Below are 15,034 nucleotides of genomic sequence, written 5' to 3' on the forward strand. Positions count from 1 at the left end.
CTCGCTTTCGAAACGCCGACGGCGCCGGTCGCCGCCGTTCTGGTGGGCTCCTTAGTCTGTGGCTGGGCCTTCTTCCGCTTCCCACCATCATTTCTGACCAGGAACGTGCTGCTCCTGGTCATACCTGCCGCCGAATTCTGCCTCTTGGCTTTCCTGACCAGCATCAATGGTCAATCAGCTCTCCTGTACGTGTGGGCTTACGGCACCATGGCCGGGGTTCTCCTGGGCGGACGCTATTGGAGCGGCCCGCGACTAGGCCAACCGCGCCCGCCCTTCAACGGTCAGGCTGAACCGAAACGAAAACGACGAACCGTACGGCGCTCACAGGACAGGCTGAAGCAGGAGCATACGCAGAACGAAGTAACCGCTGAGCACCGCTGACCGGGTGTTAGGCGTCCGCCGGTTCAGCAGGGTCAAAGTCGTAGGCGGCAAGGCCATCAATGCTCGTGCGGTTCTTGGTGATCCGGTAGTCGGCGCTGCCGTCAGTGCCCTTGCGTTCAAAGTACGGACCTAACAAATCGCGGTGACCTTCAAAGCTCATCAAGGGAACACCCCACCCGCATGAATCCGAAACACGGTGGACGTCAACAACAATGACGGCCCTCGCACCGGGTTTGTCATCGAAGCGCTGGGCAAGAGATTCGAAGTCAGGGTCATAGCGGGTGACGACGCGCCCTGTCCCGTGGAGTCGGACGATGTTCGGGCGCCCGTCAAAGGCGCAGAACATGACGGTAATCCGACCGTTCTCCCGCAAATGTGCTATCGTCTCGCTCCCGCTGCCAGTGACATCAAGCCAAGCAAACGTATGCGAGTCAAGGACAGCGAACGTGCCCGGAAGCCCGCGGGGAGATACATTGACGTGCCCGTCGCTGGACAGCGGAGCGGTCGCAACGAAGAAGACCACCTGTTGTTCAATAAACTTGCTCAATCGCTCATCGATTGCCCCGTAGACCTTGCCCATGGGGAACACGCTGCCACGGGCAAGAGCGTGGTCCAAACCCGTCTCAGTGCTCGGAATTGATGGCGCGACGCCATGGTGCTGGAGCGCCGCCCGGCCCTCACCAGCTGAGGGCCGAGCAGGCCGAACTCACCGCCCCACCGGTGCCTCTTCCTCCTCGCGAGGAGCGACCGGCGCCGACGAAGACTCACGTGCCAGCTTCCCCGGCCACCAGATCTTGCTGCCGATGTCGTAGGCAAGCGCGGGAACCAGCAGGGAGCGGACCAGCACCGTATCCAGCAGCACACCGAACGCCACAATAAACGCGAGCTGGACCAGGAACATGATGGGGATGACACCAAGGGCCGCAAACGTAGCGGCCAGGACCACACCGGCAGAGGTAATGACACCGCCGGTAACAGCCAATCCCCGCAGGATTCCCGGACGTGTCCCATGCTTCAGCGACTCTTCACGGACACGGCTCATCAGGAAGATGTTGTAATCCACGCCAAGGGCCACCAGGAACACGAAGCCGAAAAGCGGCACGGTAGCGTCGGCGCCGGAGAATCCGAAGACTCCATTGAAGACCCACGCTGAGACACCCATCGCGGCACCGTACGAAAGCACCACGGAGAGCACCAGCAGCACTGGCGCCACCACGGATCGCAGCAGCAGCATCAGGATGAAGAGGATGACCACCAACACAATGGGAATGATGACCACCAGATCGCGTTGCGCGGTGGTGTTGGTATCCAGCGCGGTCGCCGTGACTCCACCCACCAAAGCGTCGGCGTCGGCGTCCTTAACAGCCACCCGCAGCGACTTCACCGCTTCTTCTGCTTCAATCGAATCTGCAGCCGAGTTCAATGTGGCGTTGATCAGAACCTTGCCATCGCGGACAGCCGGGTCAGCAGGAGTACCGGGGGCGCCCGTGATCGGGACATTACCGTCGGCCAATAGGTACGCGTCGCCCACACCGTCGGCTGCCTTGACCTTCTCCAGCACCTGCTGCGCGGCACCTTCGGAAGCGACCACGACGGCGGGGCTGCCGCTGCCGGCGTCGAAGTGGCGCGCCAGCGCTTCCTGGCCGTCGACGGCGTCGGATGCGGAAAGAATGACGTCCGTTTGCGGAACCCCGTTGGCCTTCAACTGCATCAAGCCGGTCGAAGCGGCAAGCAGCAGCAGGACCGAAGCCACCCACACGACGCGCGGCCGCTTGGAGACCAGCCGACCCGTGGCGCGCCACAGACCCTTTTGCCCCTCAAGTCCGGTGACAATCTCAGGTTCGCGTTCTTCGTCGGGCAGCAGCTTGGGCCGGAAGGGCCAGAAGGCGGCCCGCCCAAGCAAAGCCATCAACGCGGGCAGAAGTGTGAGCGCGGCGAACAGGGAGCAAAGGATGCCGGCCGCTGCCACAGGGCCAAGGGCCTTGTTGGAGTTCAGGTCCGAGAAGAGCAGGCAGAGCAGTGCAATGATCACGGTGGCACCAGAGGCAAGAATTGGTTCGAACGATGCCTTCCAAGCCGTGATGACCGCCTGCGTGCGGTTAGTGGTGTGGGTCAGGGCTTCACGGAACCTCGCAACATACAGCAGCGCGTAGTCGGTGGCCGCACCAATCACAAGAATTGAAAGGATGCCTTGGCTCTGGCCGTTCAGTTGGATCCAGCCGAGCTTGGCCATGCCGAACACCAGCAGAATCGCGGCGCACAAGGCGAAGACCGAGGTGAACAGCACCGCCAGCGGCAGCACCACGGAGCGGTAAACCAGCAGCAGGATCACGAACACGGCACCAAGGGCAACCAACAGCAGAATGCCGTCGATCCCGCCGAACGCGTTGACGAGGTCGGCGGTCAGGCCGGCGGGCCCAGTGACGAACGCCTGCATTCCGTCCGGGGCACCGGGCTGCACGACGTCGCGCAGCTCCTGGACTTTCTCCCGAAGCTCATCGGAAGACGCCATAGGAACAATGAACTGGACGGCTTTGCCGTCTTCGGACGGAATAGGCCCGACGACGGCGCTCCCCAGCTTGAGCGCCTCAATGTCGGCTTTCAGTTGGGCTGCTTCGCCCAGCTGAGCCGGGGTGAAGGCAGCGTCGTTCTCAACAATGACCACGGCCGGAATCTCTTCGGAGTCCCGGAACTTGGCCTGCCAGTCGCCAGCTTCCGTGGCTTCGGCGCCCGCGGGAAGGAAGGATGCCTGGTCGTTTGAGGAGACCTCCTCCAGTCGCCCAAAGGTGGGGCCGCCAATGCCTGCGATGCCGAGCCACGTAATGACCAGCACCACGGGCACCAGCCAGCGCAGCCAGAACGGTACTTTCTGCGAGTTCATGAGTCCTTCTTCTCTGGGGATGCTTCAGGGGCTTTATTCCATCATAGATTATCTCTATGATGGAACTATTCCAAGAGCGCCGAGAAGCGAATGCCGGAATCCCCTACGGCTGGGAGTAATATCCGGAAGGCAGTAAATACGAGACGACGCTGGCAGGAGGGCGGACATGTCGGACTCAACAGTCCCGCGCCCTGAGGCGAGCCGCCCGGAAACGGGCCAGGATACGAACCGTCCCGAGACCGCCGCTCCCCAGGAACTTGTGCGGCTCCTCCAGGACTTCACCCTCGAAGCCAACCACTACGTGGACGCCGCAGGCGGGCGGAACGACATGCACCGCACGGACTTGAACGCACTCGCCGTCATCATGCGCCACACGGCGGCGGGGAAAGTGGTCACGCCTGGTGTTCTCCGCGCCGAACTCCGGCTCAGCTCCCCCGCCACCACTGCGTTGGTTGATCGCCTGCATGCATCGGGGCACGTAGTACGCGAACGTCTTGGCACCGACCGGCGGCAAGTCCAGTTGCAGATGACGCCCAAAGCGTACCGGGATGGCAGCGCCATGTTCATGCCGCTGGCTATCCGCATGGGCAAGGCCATGGCCGCTTACAGCCCCGAGGAACTGGAGCTTGTCACCCGGTTCATGACGGACATGGTGGAAGCCACCTTGGCAGCGCGTGAGGAAGCCACCCAACCCGAACCCAACTGAGTCGCATTTGTGCGCGTTTTGACCGCCCAAAACGCGCACAAATGCGACCCAGTTGGGTAGCGTTTCCCTATGAACGCGCAGCAGCCTGAAGATGTCTATACCCACGGGCACCACGAGTCGGTTGTCCGGGCCCACGCCTCACGGACGGTCGAGAACTCGGCCGCGTTCGTGATCCCCCATCTCACCCCCGGAACGTCAGTGCTCGACGTCGGGTGCGGACCAGGCAGTATCACCTGCGACTTCGCGGGGCTGGTTGCGCCCGGGCAAGTGATCGGCTTGGACCGTTCCGCGGATATCGTCATCCAAGCCACCGAACTGGCTACCGACCGCGGCGTGGACAACGTGACGTTCCAAACCGGCAACATCTACGACCTCGACTTCGAGGACGAATCCTTCGACCTCGTCCACGCCCACCAAGTCCTCCAGCACCTGACCGACCCCGTCGCCGCCCTCCGCGAGATGCGCCGGGTGGCCAAACCCGGCGCCATTGTTGCCGTCCGCGACGCCGATTTCCACGGCATGAGCTGGTACCCCGAAGTCCCCGAATTGGACGACTGGATGGAGCTCTACCAAAAGATCGCCCGACGCAACGGAGCAGAACCCGACGCCGGCCGTCGCCTGGTTTCGTGGGCCCAGCAAGCAGGTTTCACCCAGGTGGCGCCGACCAGCAGCAACTGGCTTTACGCCACCGCCCAGCAGCGCGCGTGGCAATCAAGGGTCTGGAGCGAACGCGTGCTGCACTCCGCGTTCGCCGAGCAAGCCCTGGAGTATGGATTCGCCAACGAGGCCGACCTCGCAAGGATCGCCGCGGGCTGGCACCGCTGGGGAGCAACCGATGACGGCTTCTTCCTCATTCCGAATGGTGAGGTCATAGCCCGGGCGTAGTCGCCACAAAAAATTCGCCCAACCATGTAGAAAAGCCCGCCGCAGTTCCGACCCATGAGTGAAAGCACCCACACAGGGCGCTCCTCACAAGGAGTTTGAGATGAAATACATGATCATGATGTTCGGATCGGCCGAGGGCATGATGGAGACCGCCGACCCGGCTTGGATCCAGGAAATGATCGGGTTCATGATCCAGATCGACAAGGACCTGACGGAGTCCGGCGAAATGGTGTTCAACGCCGGACTGGCCGATGGCAGCACCGCGAAGCTCGTCAAGCAGACCCCCGACGGCGTCATCACCACGGACGGCCCGTACGCAGAGTCGAAGGAGTCGCTGGTGGGCTACTGGGTGGTTGACGTGGCCAGCGAGGAACGTGCCGTTGAGATCTGTTCAAGCATCGTGAAGTACGCGCAGGTGGTTGAGCTTCGCGCAGTTCAGCAAGCTCCGCCGCAGGAAGCTTCGCCGGAGGTCTAACTGGGTTCCCCGCGGGATACGCGACTGGAGGACCTGCTGCGCACGTTGGCGCCGCAGGTCCTCGGCGTGCTGGCCCGGACGCATGGACAGTTCGACGCTTGCGAGGATGCCGTCCAGGAAGCACTCCTTGAGGCCGCCCTTCAGTGGCCCTCCGGGCTGCCCGACAATCCCAGGGCATGGTTGATGGCGGTCGCATCCCGCCGGCTGGTGGATATGTGGCGCAGCGAAAGCGCCCGCCGGGCCCGCGAGGACCGGGTCGCGGGCATGAACGTTGATTTCTCCTACAGCTCCGTATCAGAAGCCGATGACACCCTCACGCTGATGTTCCTCTGCTGCCACCCGGCGTTATCGGCACCGTCGCAACTCGCCTTAACGCTCCGGGCCGTCGGTGGACTCACGACGGCGGAAATTGCCTCGGCCTTCCTGGTCCCCGAAGCGACCATGGGACAACGCATCAGCCGCGCGAAACAGGGGATCCAGAAGGCGGGAGCCACGTTCAGCATGCCGCCGCCTTCCGAGCGCAAGGCAAGGCTCGGCGTCGTACTTCACGTGCTGTACCTGATTTTCAACGAGGGTTACGCGGCAAGCTCGGGTCCGTCGCTCCAGCGCGAGGAGCTGACCACTGAAGCCATCCGGGTTGCGCGCCTGCTGGTGGCCGTCGCACCGCGTGAACCGGAGGCCGTGGGCCTGCTGGCCCTGATGCTGCTGACCGATTCCCGGCGCGCGGCGCGTGCGCTTGCAGACGGAACACCCGTCCCGTTGGCGGAACAGGACCGACGGCTCTGGAACCAGACGCAGATTGAAGAGGGCATCGCGCTGCTGTCCTCCGTCCTGGGACGCGGGGCCCCCGGGCCGTATCAACTTCAGGCCGCCATCGCCGCTGTGCACGCGGAGGCCACCACCGATGAGGAGACTGACTGGCCGCAGATCCTCGCCCTGTACACAGTCCTAGAAGCAGTGGCACCCAGTCCCGTGGTCACGCTGAACCGGGCCGTAGCTGTGGCCATGGTGCATGGACCCGGCGCCGGGCTTGAGCTGCTGGCCGGGTTGGATGGCACGCTTGGCCGGACGCACCGCTTGGACGCTGTCAGGGGCCATTTACTGGAGATGTCGGGCTCCTATGTGGAGGCCCGCGCCGCGTACCTTTCCGCCGCCAAGAAGACCGGAAGCCTGCCTGAACGAAAGTACTTGATGGGAAAAGTAGCGCGGATGGACGAGCAATAACCCATATAGTCGAAACCATGGAACAGCGCATACTTGGCAAGACCGGCAGGTCCGTCTCAACTGTCGGACTGGGGACGTGGCAACTCGGAGCCGACTGGGGTTCTGTCACCGAAGAGGACGCCTTTGCCGTCCTGGAAGCTTCGGTGGAAGGCGGCGTCAACTTCTTCGACACAGCCGATGTGTACGGAGACGGCCGCAGCGAGCAGTTCATCGGACGCTTCCTCCAGGCACATCCGGACCTGGACCTCACTGTTGCCACCAAAATGGGCCGCCGTGTGGATCAGGTCCACGGGAACTACACCTTGGAGAACTTCCGGACGTGGACCGACCGTTCGCGGCGCAACCTGCAGCAGGACACCCTGGACCTCGTCCAATTGCACTGCCCTCCCACGTCCGTCTACAGCAGCGACGAAGTCTACGACGCCCTGGACACTTTGGTCAGCGAAGGCGCCATCCGCAACTATGGCGTCAGCGTCGAGCGCACGGATGAGGCCCTTGAGGCCATCAAGCGCGGGAACACCGCCTCCGTGCAGATCATCCACAATGCTTTCCGCCTGAAGCCCCTCGACGAGGTGCTGCCCGCAGCGAAGGAAGCAGGCGTTGGCATTATTGCCAGGGTGCCGCTTGCCTCTGGTTTGCTGTCCGGGAAGTACACGCCGGACACCGAGTTCCCTGAGGACGACCACCGCAATTACAACCGCGACGGTTCTTCGTTCGACGTCGGCGAGACATTCTCCGGCGTCGATTTCGCAACCGGTGTCAAAGCCGCCCAGGAGTTCAGCGGCTTAGTGCCCGACGGCGTCAGCACCGCACAAGCGGCCCTCGCCTGGGTCATCGCTCAGGACGGTGTCACCTCGGTCATTCCCGGAGCACGATCCGCTTCGCAGGCAGCCGCAAATGCCGAGGCCGGTGGGATGCAATCCGTCGGGGCAGGGTTGGCTGACGGCGTTCGGGATATCTATGACCGCTACTTCCGCGAAGCGATCCACCCGCGCTGGTAGCTGCCGGGCCGCCGTCGGGCGTTGGCTTTCACCAGCCGCTGCGCGTCGGCGTATGTCCCTTTCGGGCTTCCTCGGGCATGGACATTTCGGCGCGCAATCCGAGGAGCCGGATGGGACGGTCCGGCTCCATTTTGGCGGTGAGGTCCAAGGCCTGCGTGAGGACTTCATCCCTGTCAAAAGTCTCGGGGATCTTCCTGGCGTAGGTCTTGGTGAAGAACGGTGCGTAGCGGACTTTCAGGGTCAGCCCGATCACCGGGCGTCCCTCCGCTGCGACGTCTCCCAGGACCTGCGCCGTCAATTCCTTCACGGCGTCCTCGATTTGTGAGGGGTCGGTGAGATCCTGCTGATACGTGGTCTCCCGGCTGTGTCCGCGGGCGACCCACGGGGTGTCATCCACCTCGCTGGAACCTTCCCCGCGTCCCAACTGGGCGTACCAAGGTCCCATCTTGGGGCCGAATTCGGGGACGAGATCCTGGGGATCGCACGCGGCAAGCTCAGCCACCGTGGTGATGTGGTGTTTCGCCAGCCTTTGCGACACTTTGCTCCCGACACCCCACAGCTCCTTGGTGGGCTTTTCGCCCATGACGTCGAGCCAGTTGTCCTTTGTCAGCCTGTAGATGCCGGCAGGTTTGCCAAAATCCGTCGCATTCTTTGCACGGACCAAAGTGTCGCCGATGCCCACGCTGCAGTGCAGCCGGGATTGCTCCAGGACGGCGGCTTGGATCTGCTTGGCATAGGCTTCCGGGTCCTCAGTTTCGACGCCAACGAAAGCCTCGTCCCAGCCCAGCACTTGAACCGTGGCACCCGGCTGTGCGCGCAGGGTGGTCATCACCACGTCCGAAGCCGCCAGGTAGGCCTCTTGATCCACCGGCAGGATGATGGCGTCCGGCACCTTACGGGCTGCGATCCTCAGAGGCATCCCGGAGCCGACGCCGAAGGCCCTTGCTTCGTAGGATGCCGTGGATACCACGGCCCGTTCCGTAGGATCTCCCCGACCACCCACGATGATCGGTTTCCCCGCTAGCTCAGGCCGGCGGAGGACCTCGACAGCCGCAATGAACTGGTCGAGGTCTACGTGCAGTACCCACGGGATTCCGCTCACGGCACCAGTTTGCCCTATGGCCCGGGGCGGTGGCTGTACCTTCACCACCTTCTTTGAGCTGCGGGAGCGCGAGAATCAACCAACTCCGGGTGCATTCCGCCTCGTAGGCCGCCAAAGTAGGTGGTGACGGCGCGCGTCAGAAGAATTCACTTACCGGGCATAAGCTGAGGTGTGCAGTTTTCACTTTGGCTGGCCCTGGTTGGTGCCGGCACCCTGATCAGTTTCACTCCCGGCGCCGGCGCCATCTTCACCATGAGCAACTCGCTCAATTCCGGCTTCCGGCGCTCCATCTGGGGCATCCTCGGGCAGCAGGTGGCCTTGGTCATCCATATCGTCATCGTTGCCCTGGGCGTGGGAGTCCTGGTTTCCAACTCACCCGTCATCTTCAATGTCATTCGCTATGCTGGCGCCGCGTATCTGGTGTACCTCGGGATCAGGCAGTTCCTGCGCAAGCCGGATTTGGACGAGGAAAAGGTCGACAGCCAAAAGAACGAGTCGGCCCTGTCCATGTTCCAGCGCGGCATCTGGGTGAACCTGCTGAACCCGAAAGCCATCGTGTTCTTCCTGGCGTTCATGCCGCAGTTCATCAGGCCGGACCAGCCGCTTCTCCAGCAATATGCCGTGCTGACGGCAACGGTCCTGGTCATCGACATCCTGGTGATGTGGTTCTTCTTCGCTTTGGCGGCGCGGTCTTTCCAGCGATTTACCCACGACCAGCGTGGCCAGAAAGTACTCAACCGCGTCTTCGGCTGCCTGTTCGTGCTCGTGGGCATCCTGCTCGCAGTCATTCACTAGCCGGCAAACCTGCCGCAGCGAGGCAACCCGGAAGCGAGGCAACCCTGCCGACCCTGGTGCTACCGTCATGGGCATGGAGCCGGACTGGATCGAACACCGACGCGCGGACGACGGCGAGCACGTGGGTTGGATGAAGCCCATCGATGACGGGTTTGTTGCCGTGGATTTGCTGGGCCGTCCCCGGACCGACGTTGTGGACTGGTTGAGCGCCGAGGAAACTCTTGACGAACTCGGGCTGCGCTACCTCGCCGACCCTCACGAGTTACGGCTCGACGACGGCGGTTGGTTGCGCGTGCGGATAGCGGAAGTGACGCCGTCCGTGGTTCGAGTGAAGAAAGAGGACTGGGGCGACATGACAGCTCCCCAGATCTACTTCACGGTTTCGTTGCCTGTCACGGAGGACCAGCTTCGCCCCCTATCTCCTCGCTAGAAACGCTGCCCCTAGCTAAAAGACGTAGATCCCCGCACCACCAGCGAGCTCTCGAGCGTCACATGCGATTCCTCCAGCGGCAGGCCTTCCATCAACCCCCGCAGCTGCTCCCCCGCTTTGCGTCCCAAGGGCGTCGCAGGCAGGTGGACGCTGGTGAGGCTGGGGTTGCTGGTGGCCGAGTAGGGCAGGTCATCGAAGCCTGCCACAGCCAGTTCCTCAGGGATGCGCACACCTTCAACGCGGGCTTCCTGCAGCACGCCGTAGGCATGCGTATCGGTACCGCAGACGACGGCGGTGACCCCCTCGCGTTGCCACTCCGGCCAGGCAGCGGCGAACGCGGCGGCGGCAGCACCGACGTCGATCGGGGTGCTGATGACGTGCCCGTCAGCCACGGAAAGTCCACAGGAGGCAGCCTCTGCCAGGAAGGCGTCGCGCCGCAATTGGAAGGTGGTTGTACCCGTCACGCCGTCCACGTAGGCGGCCCGGGTGTGTCCTGAAGCGGCCAAGTGCCGGGCCAGCTCGCGGGCGCCTTGGGCGACATCGAGATTCACGGAAGGCGCGTAGGACTCAAGGCCCGGCGCGTCCAGCAGCACCAGCGGCCCCGCGGGTGACAGTTCCTCCAGGAACTCCGCACTGGGGGCACCTACCAGCAAGCCGGCAGGGCGGAGTGCCAGAAGTTTGCGGACGTCATCGGCCTGCGGTGATTCTCCGGCGTCGGTCACGGAGAGCAGCAGCTGGTATTCGGAACCCAGTGATTCCCGAACACCGGCGATGACGTTGGCAAAGAAGGGGTTGGAAACGTCCGGCGTCACCAGGATGACAATCGAGCTGACACCGCGCGCAAGGGAACTGCCAATGCTGTCCACCACATAGCCGAGTTCGGCGATGGCAGAACGGACGCGGGAAATGTTGTCCTCGGATACCCGCCCTTGCGTTTTTCCGTTCGCCACCAGTGACACGGTCGCCGTCGAAACGCCTGCCCGGGCGGCCACCATCGCAGCCGTCACGCGAGGTGAGCGGGGCGCGCGGCCGTGGCGCCGATCCAGGGATTCCATGCATCGATCGTAGCGTTCATAAACCGCTCTGACCTGCGAGAAGGCATCAAGCGCTTGACGTAGCGAGCAAACGCCGAGCGTTAAGCGTTTGACGTACCCCGCAAAGCAGTGCCAGAATTCCCCTGAATGCTTAGCGCCCTGCCCCGGGCAACTACCAGGCAGGCCCCAATGACGTGGAGAGAACCGTGGAACCCAACACCATGACACCGGCACGCAAGAAGATCATTCTTGACTGCGACCCTGGCCATGACGACGCAGTGGCATTGCTGCTGGCTCACGGCAACCCGGACATCGAGCTGCTGGCAGTGACCACCGTGGTGGGGAACCAAACTCTGGAAAAGGTCACCCGAAACGCCCTTTCCGTAGCCACCATTGCCGGCATCACGGGCGTCCCCTTTGCTGCAGGCTGCGACCGCCCCTTGGTGCGCACCATCGAAACGGCCCCCAGCATCCACGGCGATTCCGGCATGGACGGCCCGGAGCAGCCCGAGTCCGCTATCGAGCTGGACCCGCGCCACGCCGTCGACCTCATCATTGAAACCGTCATGGCACATGAGCCGGGCACGGTCACCCTGGTCCCCACCGCGGGCCTCACCAACATTGCGATGGCCGCCCGCAAAGAGCCGCGCATCGTTGAGCGTGTCAAGGAAGTTGTCCTCATGGGCGGCGGTTACCACGTGGGCAACTGGAGCGCCGTGGCTGAGTTCAACATCATCATCGACCCCGAAGCCGCGCACATTGTCTTCAATGAAAAGTGGCCCTTGGTAATGGTTGGCCTGGACCTCACGCACCAGGCGCTGGCCACGGACGAGGTAGTGGACCGCATCGCAAAAATTGGCACCAAGCCAGCCAAGTTCGTCATGGAACTCATGGACTTCTTCCAGAAGACCTACAAGGATGCCCAAGGCTTCGATTTCCCGCCGGTCCACGACCCCTGCGCAGTCGCCTACGTCATCGACCCCACCGTCATGACCACCCGTAAGGTCCCCGTAGACATCGAACTGCAGGGCAAACTCACCCTCGGTATGACCGTTGCAGACTTCCGCGCACCCGCACCGGATGACTGCCACACCTCCGTTGCCGTAGACCTGGATCACAAGAAGTTCTGGGATTTGGTCACCGATGCCATTGAACGGATCGGCGAACCAACGCACGACGTCGGCGCTGACGCCACCGCTGCAGTCAACGCCACGGCCGAGGCAATCCTGGCAGGGGAAGCCAAATAATGTCCTCCCTTACAACAGCATCCAAATCCACCCGCGGCAACGTCACCGCCCTCATGGTTGCGTTGCTGGCCGCCTGCGTGGCCTTCCAGCTCAATGCGTCCATGCTCAGCCCCGCACTGGTCACCATGGGCAACGAACTCAACACGGACCAAGCCACCATCGGCCTGTCCCAGACCTGGTTCTTCACCGCCGCAGCCCTCTTCTCCCTCTTCCTCCCGCGCCTCAGCGACATCGTTGGCCGCAAGAAGATCCTCGTTGGCATGATGCTCCTGATGGCTGTCGGCTCGGTCATCGCAGCAATGGCGCCCGACGTCACGTGGCTGTTCGTGGGCCGCATCATCCAGGGCGTCAGCGGCCCAACTGTTCCGCTCTGCCTGATCATGCTCCGCTCCGCGGTCTCCAATCCGCGCAAGTACGGCACCCTCATGGGCCTCATCACCGCAGTCAACGGCGGCGTGGCCGGCGTCGACTCATTCGTAGGCGGATACTTCGCTGAGAACTTCGGCTTCCGCAGCATCTTCTGGTTGATGGTTGCACTCGCTTTGGTAGCTACCGTCCTGATCGCCGTCCTCGCAGGCGAAAGCAAGCCCGCCGCCGGCACCACCATGGACTGGCTGGGCGTGTTCTTCATTGTCATCGCCGTCGGTGCCCTGCTGACCGCACTGAACGAGGGCGCAAAACTGGCCACGGCCTTCGACGCCGGCACCCTGACCCTCGCGATCGTGCTCACGGTGATTGCCGCCGTCGCGTTCTTTGCGTTTTGGAGTGTGGAAAAGCGCGCCAAGCAGCCCATGGTGGAAACAGTGCACCTGCGCCAGCGCTCCACGTGGGCTCCGCTGCTGACCACCACCCTCACCATGACGGGCATCTTCGCGGTCATCAACGGCATAGTCCCGGCCTATGTTCAGGCAGCTGATCCCGGTTTCGGCGTTGGCCCCACCGAGATGTCGCTCATCATCCTGACCCCCTATGCACTGCTTGGCTGGCTGTTCGGCCCCATCAGCGGCCGCCTGGCGCCTGTCCTCGGCTACACCAAAGTCCTGCGCATCGGCCTTGTCGGCAGCCTCGTGGCACTGGCCATCATCGCGTTCTTCGGACTCAACAACCTGCCCATGATGATCGTGGGCACGGCCTTGCTGGGCATCATGTACGCCGGTACGGTCAACATCATGCTGAACGGATTGGGCGTGGTTCTCTCACCCCAGGGCAACCCGGGCTTCCTGCCTGGCATGAATGCCGGCGCGTTCAACCTCGGCGCGGGCCTGAGCTTCCTTGTCCTTCCTGCGGTCCTGGTGGCCACGTCTTCACTCAATGACGACAAGGCTTCTTATCTGACCGTTGTGGTGGTGGGCCTCGCCATCACGTTCGCTGCCTTCGCCGCGTCGTTGCTCATTCCGAAGCCCGTGGACGCAGAAGTGACCGAGAACGACAAGGTGACCGCATGACCAGCGCACCCAAGGCGGGAATCGTCGTCGTCGGCTCCCTCAACGCGGACCTCACCATCTACTGCGACCGCCTCCCCCAACCCGGCGAAACAGTCCACGGCAACGGTTTCGCAGTGAACCCCGGCGGCAAGAGTGCCAACCAGGCGGTGGCTGCCAGCAAGCTCGGCGGGCATGTAACCCTGATCGGCGCTGTGGGTGACGACTCCAACGGCACCATGCTCCTTGAATCGACAGCCAGCGCCGGCGTGGACGTTTCGCGGGTCCGACGCTCCGACGTCGCCACCGGTGTCGCAGTCATTTCCGTGGATGCCAGCGGCGAGAACAGCATCATCATCTCGGCTGGCGCCAATGGCACCCTGAGGCCGTCGGACGTTACGCCCGACGCCTTCGAGGACGCGGCTGTGGTGTGCCTCTGCCTGGAGGTGGGGACCGATACGGTCATCGCCGCCGCCCAAACAGGGCACGACGCCGGCGCAACAGTTCTACTGAACCTCTCGCCTTACGCCGAGGTGCCGGAGCGTTTGGCCAGGTTGAGCGACGTGCTGCTGGTGAATGCGCACGAGGCGTCACTGTTCCTCGGCGCAGAAGCCGACGTACCCGACGCCGAGGCTGGCGTGGAGGCGTGGGAGCCGGTCCGGAGCCAGTTTGCGGACCGGGGTTTGCAGCGGGTTCTGGTCACTCTCGGCGCACATGGTTCCGTGGTCCTGGATTCGTTGGCACGTGGCACTGAAGACCAGATCACGCGCATTGCCCCGACGCGTGTTTCTGCGGTTGACACCACGGGCGCCGGCGATGCCTTCACTGGTGCTGTCGCTGCACGTTTGGCCGCTGGTGATTCCTTGGCGGATGCTGCATCCTTTGCCTCAGTGGCGGCCGCGTTGGCTGCAACGAAGAAAGGGACGCAGGCCGCATACCCGACCATCGCCGACGTCGAGCAGCTGCGGGACGCTTAGTCCCGGCGTTGCACCCAACTGGGTCGCAATTGAGCGCGTTTTGAACCCCCAAAACGCGCTCAATTGCGACCTACTTGGGTTAAGCGGATTTGCGGGCAGCGCGTTGGGCAGCGCGCTCTACGGCCTTGCGGCTCAGGGCGCCATGACCGGCCATGAGCCTGGGCACCACAACGTAAACAGCCGCGGGAACCACAAGGGCCGTCAGCAGCAGTGCCCGCAAGACCGGGTGCCACGAGTCCATGATGGGGCCCAGGAGCAGCATGCCGATGGACACGAGCGGGAAGATGGCCAGCCACGTAATCACCGCGCGAACGTGCACGGATGGCATGTGAGGGCGGGTTGCCGGTGCTGTGGGCTCGGTTGTGATCTCGGAGGTTGTTTGTGTGGTCATGGCATTCTCCAACTAAACGGTTGCTTTTGGCTTGGGATCACAATAACCCCGCTCGCCCACAATTACAACCATCTAGTTGGAAAC

The 15,034-nt window shown here is 63.1% G+C and carries 15 protein-coding genes and 1 pseudogene; 11 read left to right on the forward strand and 5 right to left on the reverse strand.

Annotated features, from left to right (window positions below; genetic code table 11):
- Positions 1-381, forward strand: a pseudogene (locus AC6CH8_RS17435) (hypothetical protein); the annotation flags it as partial.
- Positions 382-388: 7 nt separating this feature from the next.
- On the opposite strand, the gene AC6CH8_RS17440 reads toward AC6CH8_RS17435, so the two are convergent.
- On the reverse strand, positions 389-961 hold the full coding sequence (locus AC6CH8_RS17440; RefSeq protein WP_420179153.1) for a pyridoxamine 5'-phosphate oxidase family protein: 573 nt from the start codon (positions 959-961) through the stop codon (positions 389-391).
- Positions 962-1,087: 126 nt separating this feature from the next.
- On the reverse strand, positions 1,088-3,262 hold the full coding sequence (locus tag AC6CH8_RS17445) for an MMPL family transporter (RefSeq protein ID WP_498191646.1): 2,175 nt from the start codon (positions 3,260-3,262) through the stop codon (positions 1,088-1,090).
- Between the two features lie 166 nt (positions 3,263-3,428).
- Between AC6CH8_RS17445 and AC6CH8_RS17450 the strand changes: the two genes are divergently transcribed.
- The 5 genes from AC6CH8_RS17450 (at position 3,429) to AC6CH8_RS17470 (ending at position 7,553) form a co-directional block, all read left to right on the forward strand.
- Entirely contained in the window at positions 3,429-3,968 is a 540-nt protein-coding gene (locus AC6CH8_RS17450; RefSeq protein ID WP_364308988.1) for a MarR family winged helix-turn-helix transcriptional regulator, read from the forward strand.
- Positions 3,969-4,037: 69 nt separating this feature from the next.
- On the forward strand, positions 4,038-4,853 hold the full coding sequence (locus AC6CH8_RS17455) for a methyltransferase domain-containing protein (protein WP_498191647.1): 816 nt from the start codon (positions 4,038-4,040) through the stop codon (positions 4,851-4,853).
- Positions 4,854-4,953: 100 nt separating this feature from the next.
- Positions 4,954-5,328: a YciI family protein gene (locus AC6CH8_RS17460; RefSeq protein WP_498191648.1), complete on the forward strand. Its 375-nt coding sequence runs from the start codon at positions 4,954-4,956 to the stop codon at positions 5,326-5,328.
- 45 nt (positions 5,329-5,373) lie between these two features.
- Positions 5,374-6,552: an RNA polymerase sigma factor gene (locus AC6CH8_RS17465; protein ID WP_498191649.1), complete on the forward strand. Its 1,179-nt coding sequence runs from the start codon at positions 5,374-5,376 to the stop codon at positions 6,550-6,552.
- 17 nt (positions 6,553-6,569) lie between these two features.
- Positions 6,570-7,553, forward strand: a complete 984-nt coding sequence (locus AC6CH8_RS17470; protein WP_498191651.1) for an aldo/keto reductase — start codon at positions 6,570-6,572, stop codon at positions 7,551-7,553.
- 28 nt (positions 7,554-7,581) lie between these two features.
- On the opposite strand, the gene AC6CH8_RS17475 is transcribed toward AC6CH8_RS17470, so the two are convergent.
- Positions 7,582-8,655 (reverse strand): DNA polymerase IV, encoded by a 1,074-nt coding sequence (locus AC6CH8_RS17475; protein ID WP_498191652.1) that lies wholly within the window; start codon positions 8,653-8,655, stop codon positions 7,582-7,584.
- Between the two features lie 171 nt (positions 8,656-8,826).
- On the opposite strand from AC6CH8_RS17475, the gene AC6CH8_RS17480 reads away from it, so the two are divergent.
- Both AC6CH8_RS17480 and AC6CH8_RS17485 read left to right on the forward strand, forming a co-directional pair.
- A complete protein-coding gene (locus AC6CH8_RS17480; RefSeq protein ID WP_498191653.1) occupies positions 8,827-9,450 on the forward strand; it encodes a LysE family transporter in 624 nt (207 codons plus the stop codon).
- A gap of 73 nt (positions 9,451-9,523) precedes the next feature.
- Complete coding sequence (locus tag AC6CH8_RS17485) at positions 9,524-9,880, forward strand: hypothetical protein (RefSeq protein WP_498191654.1); 357 nt, start codon at positions 9,524-9,526, stop codon at positions 9,878-9,880.
- A gap of 11 nt (positions 9,881-9,891) precedes the next feature.
- Here the strand turns inward: AC6CH8_RS17485 and AC6CH8_RS17490 are convergent, their stop codons facing one another.
- Positions 9,892-10,935 (reverse strand): LacI family DNA-binding transcriptional regulator, encoded by a 1,044-nt coding sequence (locus AC6CH8_RS17490; RefSeq protein WP_498191655.1) that lies wholly within the window; start codon positions 10,933-10,935, stop codon positions 9,892-9,894.
- A gap of 200 nt (positions 10,936-11,135) precedes the next feature.
- Here AC6CH8_RS17490 and uriH point away from each other — a divergent pair, with 200 nt between their 5' ends.
- Genes uriH through AC6CH8_RS17505 form a run of 3 tightly spaced genes read left to right on the forward strand, consistent with a single transcriptional unit; the run spans position 11,136 to position 14,559 of the window.
- Entirely contained in the window at positions 11,136-12,161 is a 1,026-nt protein-coding gene (gene uriH / locus AC6CH8_RS17495; protein WP_179017819.1) for a uridine-preferring nucleoside hydrolase UriH, read from the forward strand.
- Entirely contained in the window at positions 12,161-13,606 is a 1,446-nt protein-coding gene (gene uriT, locus AC6CH8_RS17500) for a uridine transporter UriT (RefSeq protein ID WP_498191656.1), read from the forward strand. Before uriH ends, uriT begins: the two co-directional genes overlap by 1 nt.
- Complete coding sequence (locus tag AC6CH8_RS17505; RefSeq protein ID WP_498191657.1) at positions 13,603-14,559, forward strand: ribokinase; 957 nt, start codon at positions 13,603-13,605, stop codon at positions 14,557-14,559. The genes uriT and AC6CH8_RS17505 overlap by 4 nt, the downstream gene beginning before the upstream one ends.
- A 79-nt stretch (positions 14,560-14,638) precedes the next feature.
- Here the strand turns inward: AC6CH8_RS17505 and AC6CH8_RS17510 are convergent, their stop codons facing one another.
- A complete protein-coding gene (locus tag AC6CH8_RS17510) occupies positions 14,639-14,950 on the reverse strand; it encodes a putative antibiotic biosynthesis monooxygenase (RefSeq protein WP_091469903.1) in 312 nt (103 codons plus the stop codon).
- Positions 14,951-15,034 lie beyond the last annotated feature (84 nt).

The organism is Paenarthrobacter sp. GQ52, assembly GCF_059759005.1.

What these genes read in the sequence shown, in the direction of transcription:
- AC6CH8_RS17505 (WP_498191657.1), top strand. Translation starts at nt 13,603, where the DNA reads ATGACCAGCGCACCCAAGGCGGGAATCGTCGTCGTCGGCTCCCTCAAC.
- AC6CH8_RS17490 (WP_498191655.1), bottom strand. Translation starts at nt 10,935, where the DNA reads ATGGAATCCCTGGATCGGCGCCACGGCCGCGCGCCCCGCTCACCTCGC.
- AC6CH8_RS17470 (WP_498191651.1), top strand. Translation starts at nt 6,570, where the DNA reads ATGGAACAGCGCATACTTGGCAAGACCGGCAGGTCCGTCTCAACTGTC.
- AC6CH8_RS17460 (WP_498191648.1), top strand. Translation starts at nt 4,954, where the DNA reads ATGAAATACATGATCATGATGTTCGGATCGGCCGAGGGCATGATGGAG.
- uriH (WP_179017819.1), top strand. Translation starts at nt 11,136, where the DNA reads ATGACACCGGCACGCAAGAAGATCATTCTTGACTGCGACCCTGGCCAT.
- uriT (WP_498191656.1), top strand. Translation starts at nt 12,161, where the DNA reads ATGTCCTCCCTTACAACAGCATCCAAATCCACCCGCGGCAACGTCACC.
- AC6CH8_RS17440 (WP_420179153.1), bottom strand. Translation starts at nt 961, where the DNA reads ATGGGCAAGGTCTACGGGGCAATCGATGAGCGATTGAGCAAGTTTATT.
- AC6CH8_RS17445 (WP_498191646.1), bottom strand. Translation starts at nt 3,262, where the DNA reads ATGAACTCGCAGAAAGTACCGTTCTGGCTGCGCTGGCTGGTGCCCGTG.
- AC6CH8_RS17510 (WP_091469903.1), bottom strand. Translation starts at nt 14,950, where the DNA reads ATGACCACACAAACAACCTCCGAGATCACAACCGAGCCCACAGCACCG.
- AC6CH8_RS17450 (WP_364308988.1), top strand. Translation starts at nt 3,429, where the DNA reads ATGTCGGACTCAACAGTCCCGCGCCCTGAGGCGAGCCGCCCGGAAACG.
- AC6CH8_RS17455 (WP_498191647.1), top strand. Translation starts at nt 4,038, where the DNA reads ATGAACGCGCAGCAGCCTGAAGATGTCTATACCCACGGGCACCACGAG.
- AC6CH8_RS17485 (WP_498191654.1), top strand. Translation starts at nt 9,524, where the DNA reads ATGGAGCCGGACTGGATCGAACACCGACGCGCGGACGACGGCGAGCAC.